The organism is Janthinobacterium sp. CG_23.3 (genome assembly GCF_046115965.1).
In the GTDB taxonomy this organism is placed as follows: Bacteria; Pseudomonadota; Gammaproteobacteria; order Burkholderiales; family Burkholderiaceae_D; genus Janthinobacterium.
The window spans coordinates 22,087-38,301 of record NZ_JBJXIB010000021.1 but is presented as its reverse complement, the minus strand read 5'-3'; the positions used below and the strand labels follow the sequence as shown (position 1 = coordinate 38,301).

At 65.9% G+C, this 16,215-nt stretch carries 10 protein-coding genes; 3 read left to right on the top strand and 7 right to left on the bottom strand.

The features are described from left to right. Positions 1-14 precede the first annotated feature (14 nt). The gene (locus ACFDR9_RS07860; protein WP_409030640.1) at positions 15-2,408 is read left to right on the top strand and encodes an EAL domain-containing protein; all 2,394 of its coding nucleotides are present in this window, start codon (positions 15-17) and stop codon (positions 2,406-2,408) included. Positions 2,409-2,613: 205 nt separating this feature from the next. On the opposite strand, the gene ACFDR9_RS07855 is transcribed toward ACFDR9_RS07860, so the two are convergent. From ACFDR9_RS07855 to prpB, 7 genes are all read right to left on the bottom strand, one after another. Further along, complete coding sequence (locus ACFDR9_RS07855; protein ID WP_409030639.1) at positions 2,614-4,278, bottom strand: cation acetate symporter; 1,665 nt, start codon at positions 4,276-4,278, stop codon at positions 2,614-2,616. Further along, positions 4,275-4,583, bottom strand: coding sequence for a DUF485 domain-containing protein (locus ACFDR9_RS07850; protein WP_017875191.1), 309 nt, complete (start codon positions 4,581-4,583; stop codon positions 4,275-4,277). The genes ACFDR9_RS07855 and ACFDR9_RS07850 overlap by 4 nt, the downstream gene beginning before the upstream one ends. Positions 4,584-4,773: 190 nt before the next feature. After that, on the bottom strand, positions 4,774-6,663 hold the full coding sequence (locus ACFDR9_RS07845) for a propionate--CoA ligase (protein ID WP_409030638.1): 1,890 nt from the start codon (positions 6,661-6,663) through the stop codon (positions 4,774-4,776). 175 nt (positions 6,664-6,838) lie between these two features. Further along, positions 6,839-8,029: a 2-methylaconitate cis-trans isomerase PrpF gene (prpF, locus tag ACFDR9_RS07840; RefSeq protein WP_409030637.1), complete on the bottom strand. Its 1,191-nt coding sequence runs from the start codon at positions 8,027-8,029 to the stop codon at positions 6,839-6,841. Between the two features lies 1 nt (position 8,030). Further along, positions 8,031-10,625: a Fe/S-dependent 2-methylisocitrate dehydratase AcnD gene (gene acnD, locus ACFDR9_RS07835; protein ID WP_409030660.1), complete on the bottom strand. Its 2,595-nt coding sequence runs from the start codon at positions 10,623-10,625 to the stop codon at positions 8,031-8,033. After that, positions 10,625-11,782 carry a 2-methylcitrate synthase gene (gene prpC / locus ACFDR9_RS07830; RefSeq protein ID WP_409030636.1) on the bottom strand — a complete coding sequence of 386 codons (1,158 nt, stop codon included), beginning with the start codon at positions 11,780-11,782 and terminating at the stop codon, positions 10,625-10,627. Before prpC ends, acnD begins: the two co-directional genes overlap by 1 nt. A 28-nt stretch (positions 11,783-11,810) precedes the next feature. Further along, a complete protein-coding gene (gene prpB / locus ACFDR9_RS07825; RefSeq protein WP_026132513.1) occupies positions 11,811-12,698 on the bottom strand; it encodes a methylisocitrate lyase in 888 nt (295 codons plus the stop codon). A gap of 327 nt (positions 12,699-13,025) precedes the next feature. Between prpB and ACFDR9_RS07820 the strand changes: the two genes are divergently transcribed. Both ACFDR9_RS07820 and ACFDR9_RS07815 read left to right on the top strand, forming a co-directional pair. Beyond that, on the top strand, positions 13,026-13,940 hold the full coding sequence (locus ACFDR9_RS07820) for a DUF72 domain-containing protein (protein ID WP_409030635.1): 915 nt from the start codon (positions 13,026-13,028) through the stop codon (positions 13,938-13,940). A 152-nt stretch (positions 13,941-14,092) separates the two neighbouring features. Continuing rightward, on the top strand, positions 14,093-16,150 hold the full coding sequence (locus ACFDR9_RS07815; protein ID WP_409030634.1) for a C1 family peptidase: 2,058 nt from the start codon (positions 14,093-14,095) through the stop codon (positions 16,148-16,150). Positions 16,151-16,215: the final 65 nt, after the last annotated feature.

Below are 16,215 nucleotides of genomic sequence, written 5' to 3'. Positions count from 1 at the left end.
CCCGTGAGGAACACATGATCAGCCCAAGAGATTTTCCATCCGTTGCCTTTTCGCTCAACGCGGCCGGCCGCATCACCAGCTGGAACAGCGCCTGCCAACGCCTGCTGGGCTATACCGACGCCGACATTTTGCTGCGGCCGCTGGCCAGTATCCTGCCCGACGTCGACCCGCGCGCCTGCGGCGGCTATCTGGCGGCGGCGCGCAGCCACAGCAAGAGCGTGGAAACGAGCATCGTCGTCGCCGACGGCCAGCGCTGCCCGTTCAACCTGACGCTGGCGCCGCAGTCCGGCAAGGGCGGCAAGTTCCACAGTTTCTGCGTCATCGTCACGCCGGCCGCGCCCTGCGGCGAGGAGTCGGAACACGACCTGATCGGCCGCACCCCGCTCAAGGAGATGGTCGATTTCCTGGCCGGCACCTTCCATGTGGTCAACCAGAGCGGCCGCCTCGTCATGTGGAACAAGCGCGTCGAGCAGGCCAGCCAGCGCAGCGCCGAGGAGCTGCTGACCTTCGACGTGCTCAAGCTGTTCAGCGACGCCGACCGCGGCGCCGTCGCCGAAAAGCTCCAGGCCGTCTTCGAGCACGACGGCGACGAGGCGGTCGAGGCCAGCCTGGTGGCCAGGGACGGCAGCAGCCGGCCGTATCTGTTCTCCGGCTCGCGCTTCAAGGTCGGCGAGCGCCACTACCTGTGCGGCATGGGCCTGGACATTTCCGAACTGCGCCGGCAGCAGGAACAGTTGCGACTGCGCGAGCGCGCGCTGCACGCCAGCGGCAACGGCATCGTCATCACGCGCTGCGCCGGGCGCGACAATCCGATCGAGTACGTCAACCTGGCGTTCGAGCGCATCACCGGCTACGCCGCCGCCGAGGTGATCGGGCGCGACCCGCGCTTCATGACCGCGCCCGGCCTGGACGAGGCCGAACGCAACACGCTGCGCCTGGCCGTCGCCGCGCGCGAGGAAAGCCATGTGATCTTCCGCAACCAGCGCAAGGACGGCGAGCTGTTCTGGAACGACCTGACCATCACGCCGGTGCTCGACGAGCAAGGCAGGGCCACCCATTTCATCGGCGTCGTCAACGACGTCACCGCCAATATACACCGCACCTCGCACCTGGAGCACGCGCTGAACCACGACCTGCTGACCGGCCTGGCCACCCGCAGCCTGCTGTGGGACCGGCTCGACAAGGCCCTGCACCTAGCGCAGCGCAACAAGACCCTGGTGGCGACGGTGCTGGTCGACCTGGACAACTTCAAGGACATCAACGACACCCTCGGCCACGACGCCGGCGACGAGGTGCTGCGGGTGGTGGCGCGGCGCCTGCAGTCGTCGGTGCGCGACACCGACACGGTGGCGCGCCTGGGCGGCGACGAGTTCGTGCTGGTGCTCGACAACCAGCCGTCGCTGCGCTTCACGCTGCGCATGATCGAACGGCTGCGCCACGACATGGCCAAGGCCGCGCTGGTGTGCGGCAAGCAAATCGAGATCGGCACCAGCATGGGCGTGAGCATCTTCCCGCACGACGGTTCCACCGTGCTGGAGCTGATCCAGGCAGCCGACGTGGCGATGTACCACGCCAAGGCGGCCGGGCGCAACGACGTGCATTTTTTTTCGGCCGACATGAAGCTCACCAGCGAGGCCAAGAACAAGCTGGAGGCGAGCATGCGCATCGCCATCGACAGGGACGAGATGTTCCTGGTGTTGCAGCCGCGCATCTGCCTAAAAACCGGCGCGATCCTCGGCGCGGAGGCGCTGCTGCGCTGGCGCCACCCGGAACAGGGCGTCCTGCTGCCGGAGGCCTTCCTGACCGAGGCGGAGGAAAACGGCCTCATCGTTCCGCTCGGCGAATGGGTGTTCGACTCCATTTGCACGATCCTGCAGCGCCTGAACGCGCTGGGCTACCAGCAACTGGTGCTGTCGATGAACGTGTCGTTCCGCGAGCTGAGCCAGAAAAACTTCGCCGCCCTGATCGGCAAGAAGCTGCACGACTCGCACCTGCCGCCGGGCATGTTCGAACTGGAAATCAAGGAAGCCTATTTGCTGCGCAATCCGCAACTGGCCAAGGAAGTGTTCGAGGAAATCAGAAAGATGGGCATCAAGCTGACCATCGACGACTTCGGCGCCGGCGTGTCGAGCCTGAGCAACCTGCAGAAGCTGACCATCAACCACCTGAAGATACCGAAATCGTTCATCGCCAGTATCACCGAGCACGGCCTCGACGGCGTGATGGCGAAAACCATGATCGGCATCGGCCACAACATGAGCATCGACGTCATTGCCGAAGGCGTTGAAACGAGCAGCCAGCTAAATTTCTTGAAAGCCAACAATTGCGACGAAATGCAGGGAAACTACTTTAGCGAGCCGGTCAGCCTGGCCTCGTTCGAGCAAATGCTGGGCAACGCCGCCAAGTGAAGGATCGCCGTAGGGTTCTGGCCCGCTCGCCCCGATCGGCAGCGCCTTCTATGCGATTCGTGCTCTTCGGCTCATGATTGACGACCCGCGTTTCCTTCACACGAGGAGTGCGCCCATGCTGGGCGCACCAAAAAAGCGCCCCGGGCTGGCGGCCCGGGGCTGTCCGATCGCGCCGTTTGCCGCGCTCTCCCAGCGCGGCGAAGGTTTAATGCGCGGCGGCGGTGGCCGCGCCGATCCCGGTTTCCGAGCGCATTTCCTGCGCCTCGTAGCCGGCCCGGTCCAGGCGCGCGCGCGGGCTCTTGTCGAGGATCGAGAACAGCCAGATGCCGACGAAGCCGGCGCTCATCGAAAACAGCGCCGGCGAGGCGTACGGGAACAAGGCCTCGGCGTTGCCGAACACGTCGACCCACACCGACTTCGACACCACCGTCAGAGCGACCGCCGTGCCCAGCCCCAGGAAGCCGCCGACGGTGGCGCCGCGGGTGGTGCAGTCCTTCCACAATACCGACATGAACAGTACCGGGAAGTTGGCCGAGGCGGCGATGGCGAAGGCCAGCGAGACCATGAAGGCGATGTTCTGCTTCTCGAACAGGATGCCCAAGGCGACGGCGATGACGCCCAGCGCGATGGTGGTCAGGCGCGAGACCCGCAATTCGTTGGCGCTGGTGGCCTTGCCCTTCTTGAAGACGGTCGCGTACAGGTCGTGCGACACGGCCGAGGCGCCGGACAGCGTCAAGCCCGCCACCACCGCCAGGATCGTCGCGAACGCCACCGCCGAAATGAAGCCGAGGAAGACGTCGCCGCCAACCGCCTTGGCCAGGTGGATCGCCGCCATGTTGTTACCGCCCAGCAGTTTGCCGGCGGCGTCCTTGAACTCGGGATTGGTGCTCACCAGGACGATGGCGCCGAAGCCGATGATGAAGGTCAGTATGTAGAAATAGGCGATCCAGGTGGTGGCCCAGAACACCGACTTACGCGCCTCTTTCGCGCTCGGGACGGTGAAGAAGCGCATCAGGATGTGCGGCAGGCCGGCGGTGCCGAACATCAGCGCCATGCCGAAGGAAATCGCCGAAACCGGGTCCTTGATGAAGGTCCCCGGCCCCATGATGGCCTCGCCCTTGGCGTGGATCTCGACCGACTTGGCGAACAGCGCCTCGGGACTGAAATTGAACTGCGACAGCACCACGAAGGCCATGAAAGAGGCGCCGGCCAACAGCATCACGGCTTTGATGATTTGCACCCAGGTGGTGGCGGTCATACCGCCGAACAGCACGTAGACCATCATCAGCGAACCCACCAACACCACCGCGATCCAGTATTCCAGGCCAAACAGCAGCTTGATCAACTGGCCGGCGCCGACCATCTGGGCGATCAGGTAAAACGCCACCACCACCAGCGTACCGGAGGCCGAGAAGATGCGGATCGGCGCCTGTTTGAAGCGGTAGGCGGCGACGTCGGCGAAGGTGAAGCGGCCCAGGTTGCGCAGGCGTTCGGCCATCAGGAAAGTGATCACCGGCCAGCCGACCAGGAAGCCGATCGCGTAGATCAGGCCGTCGTAGCCGTTTAGGAAAACGGCGGCGGAAATACCCAGGAAGGACGCCGCCGACATATAGTCGCCGGCGATCGCCAGGCCGTTCTGGAAACCGGTGATGCCACCGCCGGCGGTATAGAAGTCGGAGGCCGACTTGGTCTTGCCGGCGGCCCATTTGGTGACGAATAGGGTGAACACGACGAAGGCGCCGAACATCAGGATGGCGGTCCAGTTGGTGGCCTGCTTCTCGGCCTGGCCGAGGTCGGCGCCGGCCGCGACGGCGGCGCCGGCCGCGCAGGACAAGGCCAGCGCGACGAGTGGGGTGTTCAGATGCTTCATGCCGCGGCCCGCAGGCGGATGGCGGCGGTCAGCTCGTCGTAGGCGCCGTTGGCGCGACGCACGTAGACGCCGGTGACGACGACCGTGAAGACGATCACGAACAAGCCGATCGGCATGCCCCAGGTCATCACGCCGGCGCCTGTTTTTGCGCTCAACAATTCCTTGTTGAAGGCGATCAGCAGGATAAAACCGTAGTACACCGCCATCATCGCCCACGTCAGCGTCCAGCCGAAAGTGGACCGCGCCGACACCAGCTTGCGGTAATTCGGATCGGCCTTGATTTTTTGAACCATATCGTCCTGCATACTTGTCTCCTTGATTTTTTATGTGGCCCCGTGAGGTTGAAACCAGCGTAACGCCGCTGGCTTACCCGCCCCTTACGCGGCGCAAAAAAATCAAGGAGCCGCGCAATCGATGGCGCGTAAAAAAACCAACGGCATACAGTCCTTGCCGTTGGTTTTTTTGACGTTCGCGGCGCCCGGACGCCAACTGCCACTAGGCGCTCAGCGCCCCCTTAATCTGCTGCAGCGACAGCGGGTCGTCAATCACGCTCAGGTCGCCCGGATCGCGCCCTTCGCAGATCGCCTGGATCGAACGGCGCAGCAATTTACCCGAGCGCGTCTTCGGCAACTGGGCAACGAAGTACACCCGCGCCGGCCGCGCCAGCGCGCCCAATTGCCGGTCCACCACGGCCATGATGTCGCGCTCCAGCGCCAGCCGCCCCTGCGGCGTGGCGGCCTGCTCGGCGTGCTTCAAAATCGCGAAGGCGACCGCCACCTGGCCCTTGAGTTTGTCCTCGACGCCGACCACCGCCACCTCCGACACGTTGGCGTGGCTGGACAGCGACTCCTCGATTTCACGCGTGCCGAGGCGGTGCCCGGCGACGTTGATGACGTCGTCGGTGCGGCCCAGGATGAAGTAGTAACCGTCGGCGTCGCGCACGCCCCAGTCGAAGGTCGAATACACCTGCCGGCCCTCGAAGGTCGACCAGTAGGTATCGACGAAGCGCGCGTCGTCGCCGTACACGGTCTGCATGCAGCCGGGCGGCAGCGGCCCGTCGATCACCACCACGCCCTTCTCGTTGGCGCCGCACTCCGCGCCGGTGGACTCGTTGAGCAGTTTCACCTTGTAGCCGTACATCGCCACGCCCGGACTACCCAGGCGGGTCGGCTTGTCCTCCACGCCCTTGGCGATCGACAGGATCGGCCAGCCGGTTTCGGTCTGCCAGTAGTTGTCGATGATGGGCACGCCCAGCTCGTCCGAAATCCACTGCGAAGTGGTTTCGTCGAGCGGCTCGCCGGCCAGGTACAGCGCCTTCAGCGACGACAGGTCGTGCTTGCGCATGAACTCGACCGGCTGCTTGCGCAGCACCCGGATCGCGGTCGGCGCCGAGAACATGCGCGCCACCCGGTATTTCTCGACGATGCCCCACCAGACGCCGGCGTCCGGGCTCAGCGGCGTGCCCTCGTACATAATGGTGGCCATGCCGGCGATCAGCGGACCGTAGACGATGTAGGAGTGCCCCACCACCCAGCCGATGTCGGAGGTGGCGAAGAAGGTGTCGCCCGGCTTGCCGCAGAAGTTGTACTTCATCGACGACGCCAGCGCCACCGCGTAGCCGCCGACGTCGCGCTGCACGCCCTTCGGCTTGCCGGTGGTGCCGGAGGTATACAGAATGTAGGACGGCTCGTTCGACTCCAGCCAGGTCACCGGCACGCGCGCGTCGATGTGCCGCGCGCGCAGCGCGGCGTAGTCGACGTCGCGTCCCGCCACCAGCGCCATCGGCGCCAGGCCGCGGTCGACCAGCAGCACCTTGGCCGGCTTGGACGCGGACAGGCCGATGGCTTCATCCAGCAGGTGCTTGTACGGAATCGCCTTGCCGCCGCGCGAGCCGGCGTCGGCCGAGACGATCAGCACCGGCTTGGCGTCGTCGATGCGGCTGGCCAGGCTGTTGGCGGCGAAGCCGCCGAACACCACCGAGTGGACCGCGCCGATGCGGGCGCAGGCCAGCATGGCGAAGGCCGCCTCGGCGATCATCGGCAGATAGATCAGCACGCGGTCGCCGCGGCCCACGCCCAGCGCCAGCATGACGGCGGCGCAGCGCTCCACCTCGGCCTGCAGCTGGGTAAATGAATAGGTTTTTTCGCAGTTGGTTTCGCTCGAAATGGCGATCAGCGCGGCCTTGTCGCCCTGCGTGGCGGCCCAGCGGTCGACCGCGTTGTGGCACAGGTTGGTGTGGCCGCCGACGAACCATTTGGCGAATGGCGGGCGCGAATGGTCGAGCACTTGCGAAAACGGGGTGTTCCAGTCGACCAGCTTCGATTCTTCTTGCCAGAACAGCTCAGGCGCATTGATCGATTGCTGATAGAAGTCGGCGAAATTCATATCTCCTCCGTTGGTCATACGAATATGGGGGGGGCGCTGCACAAGTGCCGCGAACGCCCACTCAAACCAAGGGCATACCCCGGGGGGCAGACCTTCCCGCCTTGGCGCGAGGGGTCTGACCCCAGCTCGATGCCTTTGGTTTTTGAGGTTCGCGGCAGCTAGAAGCCGCAGCGCCTTAGAACGAATCGCCGGGCACGCGCACCCAGCCTTCCATCAGCACGCGGGCGCTGCGGCTCATGATGGCCTTGGTCACGCTCCATTGGCCGTCGACCTGGCTCGCCTCCGCCCCCACCCGCAAGGTGCCGGACGGGTGGCCGAAGCACACTTCGTTGCGCGCGCCGCCGCCGGCGGCCAGGTTGACCAGCGTGCCGGGAATGGCCGCGGCGGCGCCGATGGCGACGGCGGCCGTGCCCATCATGGCGTGGTGCAGCTTACCCATCGACAGCGCGCGCACCAGCAGGTCGGCGTCGCCGGCGCCGACCCGCTTGCCGCTGGAGGACACGTAATCGGCCGGCGCGGCGACGAAGGCGACCTTCGGCGTATGCTGGCGCGTGGCCGCGTCGTCGACGTGCTGGATCAGGCCCATGCGCACGGCGCCATGGGCGCGGATCGTCTCGAACAGGGCCAGCGCCTTGGCGTCGCCGTTGATGGCGTCCTGCAGTTCGGTGCCGGTGTAGCCGAGCGCCGCCGCGTTGACGAAAATGGTCGGGATGCCGGCGTTGATCATGGTGACCATGAACGCGCCCACGCCCGGCACCTCAAGGTGGTCGACCAGATTACCGGTCGGGAACATCGCGCCGCCCCCGCCCTCCTCCTCGGCCGCCGGGTCGAGGAATTCCAGCTTCACTTCGGCGGCCGGAAAGGTCACGCCGTCGAGTTCAAAGTCGCCGGTTTCCTGCACCTCGCCGCCGCTGACCGGCACGTGCGCGATGATGGTCTTGCCGATATTGGCCTGCCAGATCCGCACCGTCGCGATACCGTCGCGGGGAATCCGCGCGGCGTCGACCAGACCGCCGCTGATGGCGAAGGCGCCGACGGCGGCCGACAGGTTGCCGCAGTTGCCGCTCCAGTCGACGCAGGCCTTGTCGATGGCGACCTGGCCGAACAGGTAGTCGACGTCGTGCCCTTCCCTGGCGCTGCTCGACAGGATCACCGTCTTGCTGGTGCTCGACGTCGCCGCGCCCATGCCGTCGATCTGCTTGCCGTACGGGTCGGGGCTGCCGATCACCCGCAGCAGCAGCGCGTCGCGCGCCGCGCCCGCCACCTGCGCGGCCGCGGGCAGGTCCTGCAGGCGGAAGAAGACGCCCTTGCTGGTGCCGCCACGCATATAGGTGGCGGGGATTTTGATTTGCGCTTGGTAGCTCATCTTAGGCCGCCTTGGTGGAGTCGAGGAAGTCCTGGGCGAAGCGTTGCAGCACGCCGCCGGCCTCGTAGATCGACACCTCCTCGGCGGTGTCGAGGCGGCAGATCACCGGCACCTCCACCCGTTCGCCGCCCTTGCGGTTGATGACCAGCGTCAGCGTGGAACGCGGCGTGCGTTCGCCGACCACGTCGAAGGTCTCGCTGCCGTCGATGCGCAGGGTGTTGCGGTTGACGCCGGGCAGGAACTCCAGCGGCAGCACGCCCATGCCGACCAGGTTGGTGCGGTGGATGCGCTCGAAGCCTTCGGCCGCGATGGCTTCCACGCCGGCCAGGCGCACGCCCTTGGCGGCCCAGTCGCGCGAGGAACCCTGGCCGTAGTCGGCGCCGGCGATGACGATCAGCGGCTGCTTGCGCTCCATGTAGGTTTCAATGGCTTCCCACATGCGCGTGACGGTGCCTTCCGGCTCGATGCGCGCCAGCGAACCGGCTTTCACCTTGCCGCCCTCCAGCACCATTTCGTTCTTCAGCGTCGGATTGGCGAAGGTGGCGCGCTGGGCCGTCAGGTGGTCGCCGCGGTGCGTCGCGTAGGAATTGAAGTCCTCCTCCGGCAGGCCCATTTTCGCCAGGTACTCGCCGGCGGCGCTGTCGAGCATGATGGCGTTCGACGGCGACAGGTGGTCGGTGGTGATGTTGTCGCCCAACAACGCCAGCGGACGCATACCCTTGAGCGGACGGGCGCCGGCCAGCGCGCCCTCCCAGTACGGCGGACGGCGGATGTAGGTGGTCTGCGCGCGCCAGTCGTACAGCGGGCTAACCGCCTCGCCGTCGTCGGCCTGCTTGGCGAACATCGGAATGTAGACCTTGCGGAACTGCTCCGGCTTGACGCTGGCGGCGACGATGGCGTCGATTTCCTCGTCGCTCGGCCAGATGTCCTTCAAGGTCACCGCGTGGCCGTCGGCGTCGATGCCCAGCACGTCCTTCTCGATGTCGAAGCGGATCGTGCCGGCGATGGCGTAGGCCACCACCAGCGGCGGCGACGCCAGGAAGGCTTGCTTGGCGTAGGGATGGATGCGGCCGTCGAAGTTGCGGTTGCCGGACAGGACGGCGGTGGCGTACAGGTCGCGCTCCACCACCTCCTTCTGGATCAGCGGGTCGAGCGCGCCGGACATGCCGTTGCACGAGGTGCAGGCGAAGCCGACCACGCCGAAGCCGAGCCGCTCCAGCTCCGGCAGCAGGTTCGCTTCCCGCAGATACAATTCCACGGTTTTCGAGCCGGGCGCCAGCGAGCTTTTCACCCAAGGCTTGCGGCTCAGGCCGCGGCGGTTGGCGTTGCGGGCGATCAGGCCGGCGGCGATCATGTTGCGCGGGTTGTTGGTGTTGGTGCAACTGGTGATGGCGGCGATGATGACGGCGCCGTCGGGCATCTTGCCCGGCTCGTTCTCGACCACGCCGCTGATGCCGCGCGCGGCCAGCTCGGAGGTCGGCACGCGGCTGTGCGGGTTCGACGGGCCGGCGATATTGCGCACCACCGAGGACAGGTCGAACGCCAGCACGCGCTCGTACTCGGCGCCCTTCAGCGTGTCGGCCCACAAGCCCGTTTCGCGGGCGTACAGCTCGACCAGCTTAACCAGTTCGTCGTCGCGGCCGGTCAGCTTCAGGTACTTGATGGTCTGCTCGTCGATATAGAACATCGCCGCGGTCGAACCGAACTCCGGCGCCATGTTGGAAATGGTGGCGCGGTCGCCCAAAGTCAGGTGGGCGGCGCCCTCGCCGAAGAATTCAAGGTAGGACGAGACCACCTTTTGCTTGCGCAGGAACTCGGTCAGCGCCAGCACGGTGTCGGTGGCGGTAATGCCCGGCTGCGGTTTGCCGCTCAACTCCACGCCGATGATGTCGGGCAGGCGCATCCAGGAGGCGCGCCCCAGCATCACGCTTTCGGCCTCCAGGCCGCCGACGCCGATGGCCAGCACGCCCAGCGCGTCGACCATCGGCGTGTGCGAGTCGGTGCCAACGAGCGTGTCCGGGAAGGCCACGCCGTCTTGCACCTGCACCACCGGCGACATGCGCTCCAGGTTGATCTGGTGCAGGATGCCGTTACCCGGCGGGATCACGTCGACGTTCTTGAACGCCTTCTTGGTCCAGTTGATGAAGTCGAAGCGGTCCTCGTTGCGCCGGTCTTCGATGGCGCGGTTCTTGTCGAAGGCGGCCGGGTCGAAGCCGCCGCACTCCACCGCCAGCGAGTGGTCCACCACCAGCTGGGTCGGCACCACCGGGTTGACCAGCGCCGGGTCGCCGCCCTGCAGGGCGATGGCGTCGCGCAGGCCGGCCAGGTCGACCAGCGCGGTCTGGCCGAGGATGTCGTGGCAGACCACGCGGGCCGGGAACCACGGGAAGTCGAGGTCGCGGCGGCGTTCGATGAACTGCGACAGCGACGCGTTCAGCGTCTCCGGCGAGCAGCGCCGCACCAGGTTTTCGGCCAGCACGCGCGAGGTGTAGGGCAGCTTGTCGTAGGCGCCGGGCGCGATCGCGTCGACGGCGGCGCGCGTGTCGAAGTAATCGAGCTTGGTGCCGGGCAGGGCTTTGCGGTGCAGGGTGTTCATCATGGACGCTCCTGGATCGGTACGAACGCCAGCTCTTCCGGGCCGACGTAGTTGGCGCTCGGGCGGATGATCTTGTTGTCGATGCGCTGCTCGACGATGTGGGCGGCCCAGCCGGAGGTGCGCGAGATCACGAACAGCGGCGTGAACATCGCCGTCGGCACGCCCATCATGTGGTAGGACACGGCCGAGAACCAGTCCAGGTTCGGGAACATCTTCTTGACGTCCCACATGACGGTTTCGAGACGCTCGGCGATGTCGAACATCTTCGTCGAACCGGCTTCCCGCGACAGCTCGCGCGCCACTTCCTTGATAACCACGTTGCGCGGGTCGGAGATCGTGTAGACCGGGTGGCCGAAGCCGATCACCACTTCCTTGTTGGCGACGCGCTCGCGGATGTCGGCTTCGGCCTCGTCGGCGTTCTCGTAGCGCTTCTGGATTTCAAACGCCGCCTCGTTGGCGCCGCCGTGCTTCGGTCCGCGCAGCGCGCCGATGGCGCCGGTGATGGCCGAGTGGATGTCCGAACCCGTGCCGGCGATGACGCGGCCGGTGAAGGTGGAGGCGTTGAACTCGTGCTCGGCGTACAGGATCAGCGAGGTGTGCATCGCCTTTTCCCAGGATTTGGACGGTTTGACGCCGTGCAGCAGGTGCAGGAAATGGCCGCCGATCGACTCGTCGTCGGTCTCGACGTCGATGCGCTTGCCGTTGTGGCTGAAGTGGTACCAGTACAGCAGCATCGAGCCGAACGAAGCCATCAGACGGTCGGCGATGTCGCGCGCGCCCGGCGCGTTGTGGTCGTCCTTTTCCGGCAGCGCGCAGCCCAGAACCGACACGCCGGTGCGCATCACGTCCATCGGGTGCGAGGCGGCGGGCAGCGCCTCCAGCGCCGCCTTGACCGACAGCGGCAAGCCGCGCAGCGACTTCAGCTTGGCCTTGTAGCCGGCCAGTTCGGCGACGCCGGGCAGCTTGCCGTGCACCAGCAGGTAGGCGACTTCCTCGAACTCGCAGGTGGTGGCGACGTCCAGGATGTCGTAGCCGCGGTAGTGCAAATCGTTGCCGGTCTTGCCGACCGAGCACAGCGCGGTGTTACCGGCGGTCACGCCCGACAGCGCGACGGATTTTTTTGGCTTGAAGGGTGCTGCTGCTTGTTGTCCACTCATGATGCTCTCCAGATGTTTATCGTGTTGATTACTTCTTCTGCGCGGCGAACAGCGCGTCGAGCTTTTGCTCGAAGGTGTGATAGTCGATGCGTTCGTACAGTTCCATGCGCGTCTGCATGGTGTCGACCACGTTCTGCTGGGTGCCGTCGCGGCGGATCGCCGTATAGACGTTCTCGGCCGCCTTGTTCATCGCGCGGAAGGCCGACAGCGGGTACAACACCAAGCCGACGTCGGCCCCCTTCAGCTCATCGGTGGTAAACAGCGGGGTCGCGCCGAACTCGGTGATATTGGCCAGCACCGGCACCTTGACGGCTTTGGCGAACTGCGAATACATGGCCAGGTCGGTGATCGCCTCGGGGAAGATCATGTCGGCGCCGGCTTCGACGCAGGCGATGGCGCGCTCCAGCGCCGCTTCCAGGCCCTCGACGGCCAGCGCGTCGGTGCGCGCCATGATGACGAAGTTCTCGTCGGTGCGGGCGTCGACGGCGGCCTTGATGCGGTCGACCATTTCCTGCTTGCTGACGATCTCCTTGCCCGGACGGTGGCCGCAGCGCTTGGCGCCGACCTGGTCTTCGATGTGCATGGCGGCGGCGCCGAACTTGATCATCGACTTGACGGTGCGGGCGACGTTGAAGGCCGACGAGCCGAAGCCGGTGTCGGCGTCGACCAGCAGCGGCAGGTCGCACACGTCGGTAATGCGGCGCACGTCGGTGAGCACGTCGTCCAGGCTGGAAATGCCCAGGTCCGGCAGGCCGAGCGAGCCGGCGGCGACGCCGCCGCCCGACAAATAGATGGCCTTGAAGCCGGCGCGCTTGGCCAGCAAAGCGTGGTTGGCGTTGATTGCGCCGACCACCTGCAATGGGGATTCCTCTTGTACTGCCTTGCGAAAGGCGGCGCCTGCGGAGTATTGGCTCATGTGTTCATCCTTTGCTTGCATGGTTGCGTTGATAGGTATTGAGTATGGTATTGCAAGCACCGTGCCAAGGAGGCCGCGCGGCCCGTACCGCGCGCCGTTTCTGAACAAATCGGCCGCATAATCAACGGGTTAACATTGGAAGAGGAAAAATGGCCGAATTCTGACCGGGCATCCTATTTTACTGTAACGTTCCATATTTTGTTTCACCTTGAAACGACGCAACGCCGTATGCACCACGAATGGAACGCGGCCCACACAGTAAACAGCGGCGCCACCCCAGCTCTTGCCCTTGGTTATATGCTCTCCCACCCTCAAAACGGAGTCGACATGGCAAACATCTACATCGGCATCTCCGGCTGGCGCTACCCGCCGTGGCGCGGCGCGTTCTACCCTGCCGGGCTGGCCCAGGCGCGCGAACTGGAATACGCGTCGCGCGCGCTGCCCAGTATCGAACTGAACGGCTCGTTCTACGCGCTGCAGCGGCCGCAGAGCTACGCCGCCTGGTACGCGGCGACGCCGCCGGGTTTCGTCTTCAGCCACAAGGGCAACCGTTTTATCACGCACGTCAAGCGCCTGCGCGACATCGACAGCCCTCTGGCCAACGTGTTCGCCTCCGGCGTATTCAATCTGCGCGGCAAGCTGGGACCCTTCCTGTGGCAGTTCCCGCCCAGCTTTCGCTACGACGCGGCACTGGTCGAAGAGTTTTTCAGCCTGCTGCCGCACGACAGCGAACAGGCGCTGGAACTGGCGCGGCGTTGCGAGCCGCGCATGCGCGAACGCAGCGAGCTGAGCATCGACCAGAAACGCCCGCTGCGCCACGCCATGGAAATTCGCCACGCCAGCTTTGAAGACGCCTCCTTCATCGCTCTGCTGCGCAAATACCGCGTGGCGCTGGTGGTCGCCGACACGGCCGGCAAGTGGCCCTACTGCGAAGACGTTACGGCGGACTTCATGTATCTGCGCCTGCACGGCGACAAGGAACTGTACGCCAGCGGCTACACGGACGAGGCCTTGGAGCGCTGGGCCGCCCGTATCGCCGCCTGGAGCAAAGGCGCCGAGCCGGCGGACGCGCGCAAGATCGCCGACGCCAAGCCGCCCAAGCGCGCCAGCCGCGACATCTACTGTTACTTCGACAATGACGTCAAGGTCAAGGCACCGTTCGACGCCGCGCGCTTGATAGAGAAATTGATTCAACTTGATGTGATGCCAGCAACAGCGGCGCGATCACTGGACGATTTCTAGAAGCTGACTTGTGCAAGAAAAAAGATGTGGAACGCGCGATAAATTGCTTTCAAGTAGCGGCCAGCCAACACTCGGCCCGCGCCCCGGCGAAGTGTTGCTAAAATACCTTTTCAAATTACTATTTGCAGCACCCCACCGATTAAAGGATGCCAATGCCAACAGCCGCTCCGAAAAAAACCGCCGCCGAGGCCGACGCGCCGCGCATCCACGCCGCCGGCAAGCCGCGCAAGCTGGTCACGCGCGCCGACTCGATCGATTTCCGCGACATCATGTACGTCGCCACGCTGGTCGAGGTACCGTTGCGGCGCGAACTGGAGCAGTACCAGCGCGCGCTGGTACCCATCCTCGACCAAGGCAGCGAAGGCGCCTGCACCGGCTTCGGCCTGGCGACGGTGGCGCACTACCTGCTGTGCACGCGGCGCGACAGCGCCGACCTCGGCGCGGTCAGCCCGCAGATGTTCTACGACATGGCGCGCCGCTACGACGAGTGGGCCGGCGTCGACTACGAGGGTTCGAGCTGCCGCGGAGCGATCAAGGGCTGGTACAAGCACGGCGTCTGCGCCGAACCCTTGTGGAGCCGCGCCCCCGGCAAGCAAATCGGCGTGCTCAGCGACGCCGTCGTGCGCGACGCCGCCGCGCGCCCGCTCGGCGCCTACCGGCGCGTGAACCATAAAAACCTGGTCGACATGCACGCCGCCATCACCGAGGTGGGCGTGCTGTACGCCAGCGCCAGCGTGCACAAGGGCTGGCAGCAGGTCCAGGCCGACGGCCTCATCGAGCACGACCCGGTGATGATCGGCGGCCACGCCTTCGCCATCGTCGCCTACGACGAGCACGGCTTCTGGATCCAAAATTCCTGGGGGCCGGACTGGGGCCGGCAAGGCTTCGGGCGCATCTCCTACGCCGACTGGCTGCAAAACGGCAGCGACGTCTGGGTGGCCCGGCTGGGCGTGCCGGTGCTGCTGCCGAGCGGCCTGCCGCGGGACGGCCTGGCGGCGGTCGGCGCGGTGCGCGCCAAGTCCTTCCTGTACAGCGAAATCCGGCCGCACGTGGTCGCCATCAAGAACGACGGCCAGCTCAACGAGCACGGCGAGATCGCCACCTCGGCCGCGATGATGCGCCAGATTCTGCAGCAGGATTTCCCGCGCATCACCGCCGGCTGGAAAAAGAAACGCCTGGTGCTGTACGCCCACGGCGGCCTGACCGGCCAGGACGCGGCGCTGCAGCACCTCGCCGAATACCGCAAGGCCATGCTCGACGCCGAATGCTACCCGCTGGCCTTTATCTGGCGCACCGACTACTGGACCACGCTGGCCAATATGCTGAGCGACGCGCTGCGCCGGCGCCGCCCCGACGGCGCGCTCGACAGCGCCAAGGACTTCATGCTCGATCGCCTCGACGACCTGCTCGAACCGGTCGGGCGGGTCTTCACCGGCAAGGCCCAGTGGAGCGAAATCAAGGAAAACGCGCTGTTGGCGACCAGTTCGCCGACCGGCGGCGCGCGCATCGTCGCCGACGAGATCGCCCGCCTGGTCGGCGCCGACGCCGACGTTGAAATCCACCTGGTCGGCCACAGCGCCGGCGGCATCTTCCACGCGGCGCTGCTGCAATACCTGTGCACCAGGGGCGCCTTCAAGGGCGGGCCGCTGGCCAGGAGCCGCAGCGCCGGCCTGGGCTTGAGCGTGGCCAGTTGCACGCTGTGGGCGCCGGCCTGCACCATGGAGCTGTTCCACCAGACCTATCTGCCGGCGATCAAGGACAAGAGCGTGAAAAAATTCGCCCTGTTCACGCTGACCGACCGCGCCGAGCAGGACGACAACTGCGCCCGGATCTACAACAAGTCGCTGCTGTACCTGGTGTCGAACGCGTTTGAAACCATTTACCGCAAACCGCTGTCGCACCCGGACGGCGAACCGCTGCTGGGCATGGAAAAGTTCATCCGCCAGGACGCCGCGCTGGCCAAGCTGTTCGCCGCCGGCGCGGCCGACTGGGTGCGCTCGCCGAACACGCACACGCCCGGCCACGCCGACGCCGCCCAAGCCGCCCGCCACGGCGACTTCGACGACGACGTGGCGTCGCTGAAGGCGACCATCGCGCGCATCACCGGCAGCAGCCAGCGCGAGGCGCCGGCGGCGCTGGCCGAACCGACGGCCACCGCGCGGGCGCGCCTGCGCCACCAGATCGACCTGGCGACCAAGGCGCCAAGTTAAGGATTTTCGTCGGATTACGCGTACCGCCAATCCGACCCGTGGGTTTTCTGCGTTCGCGGCATAGG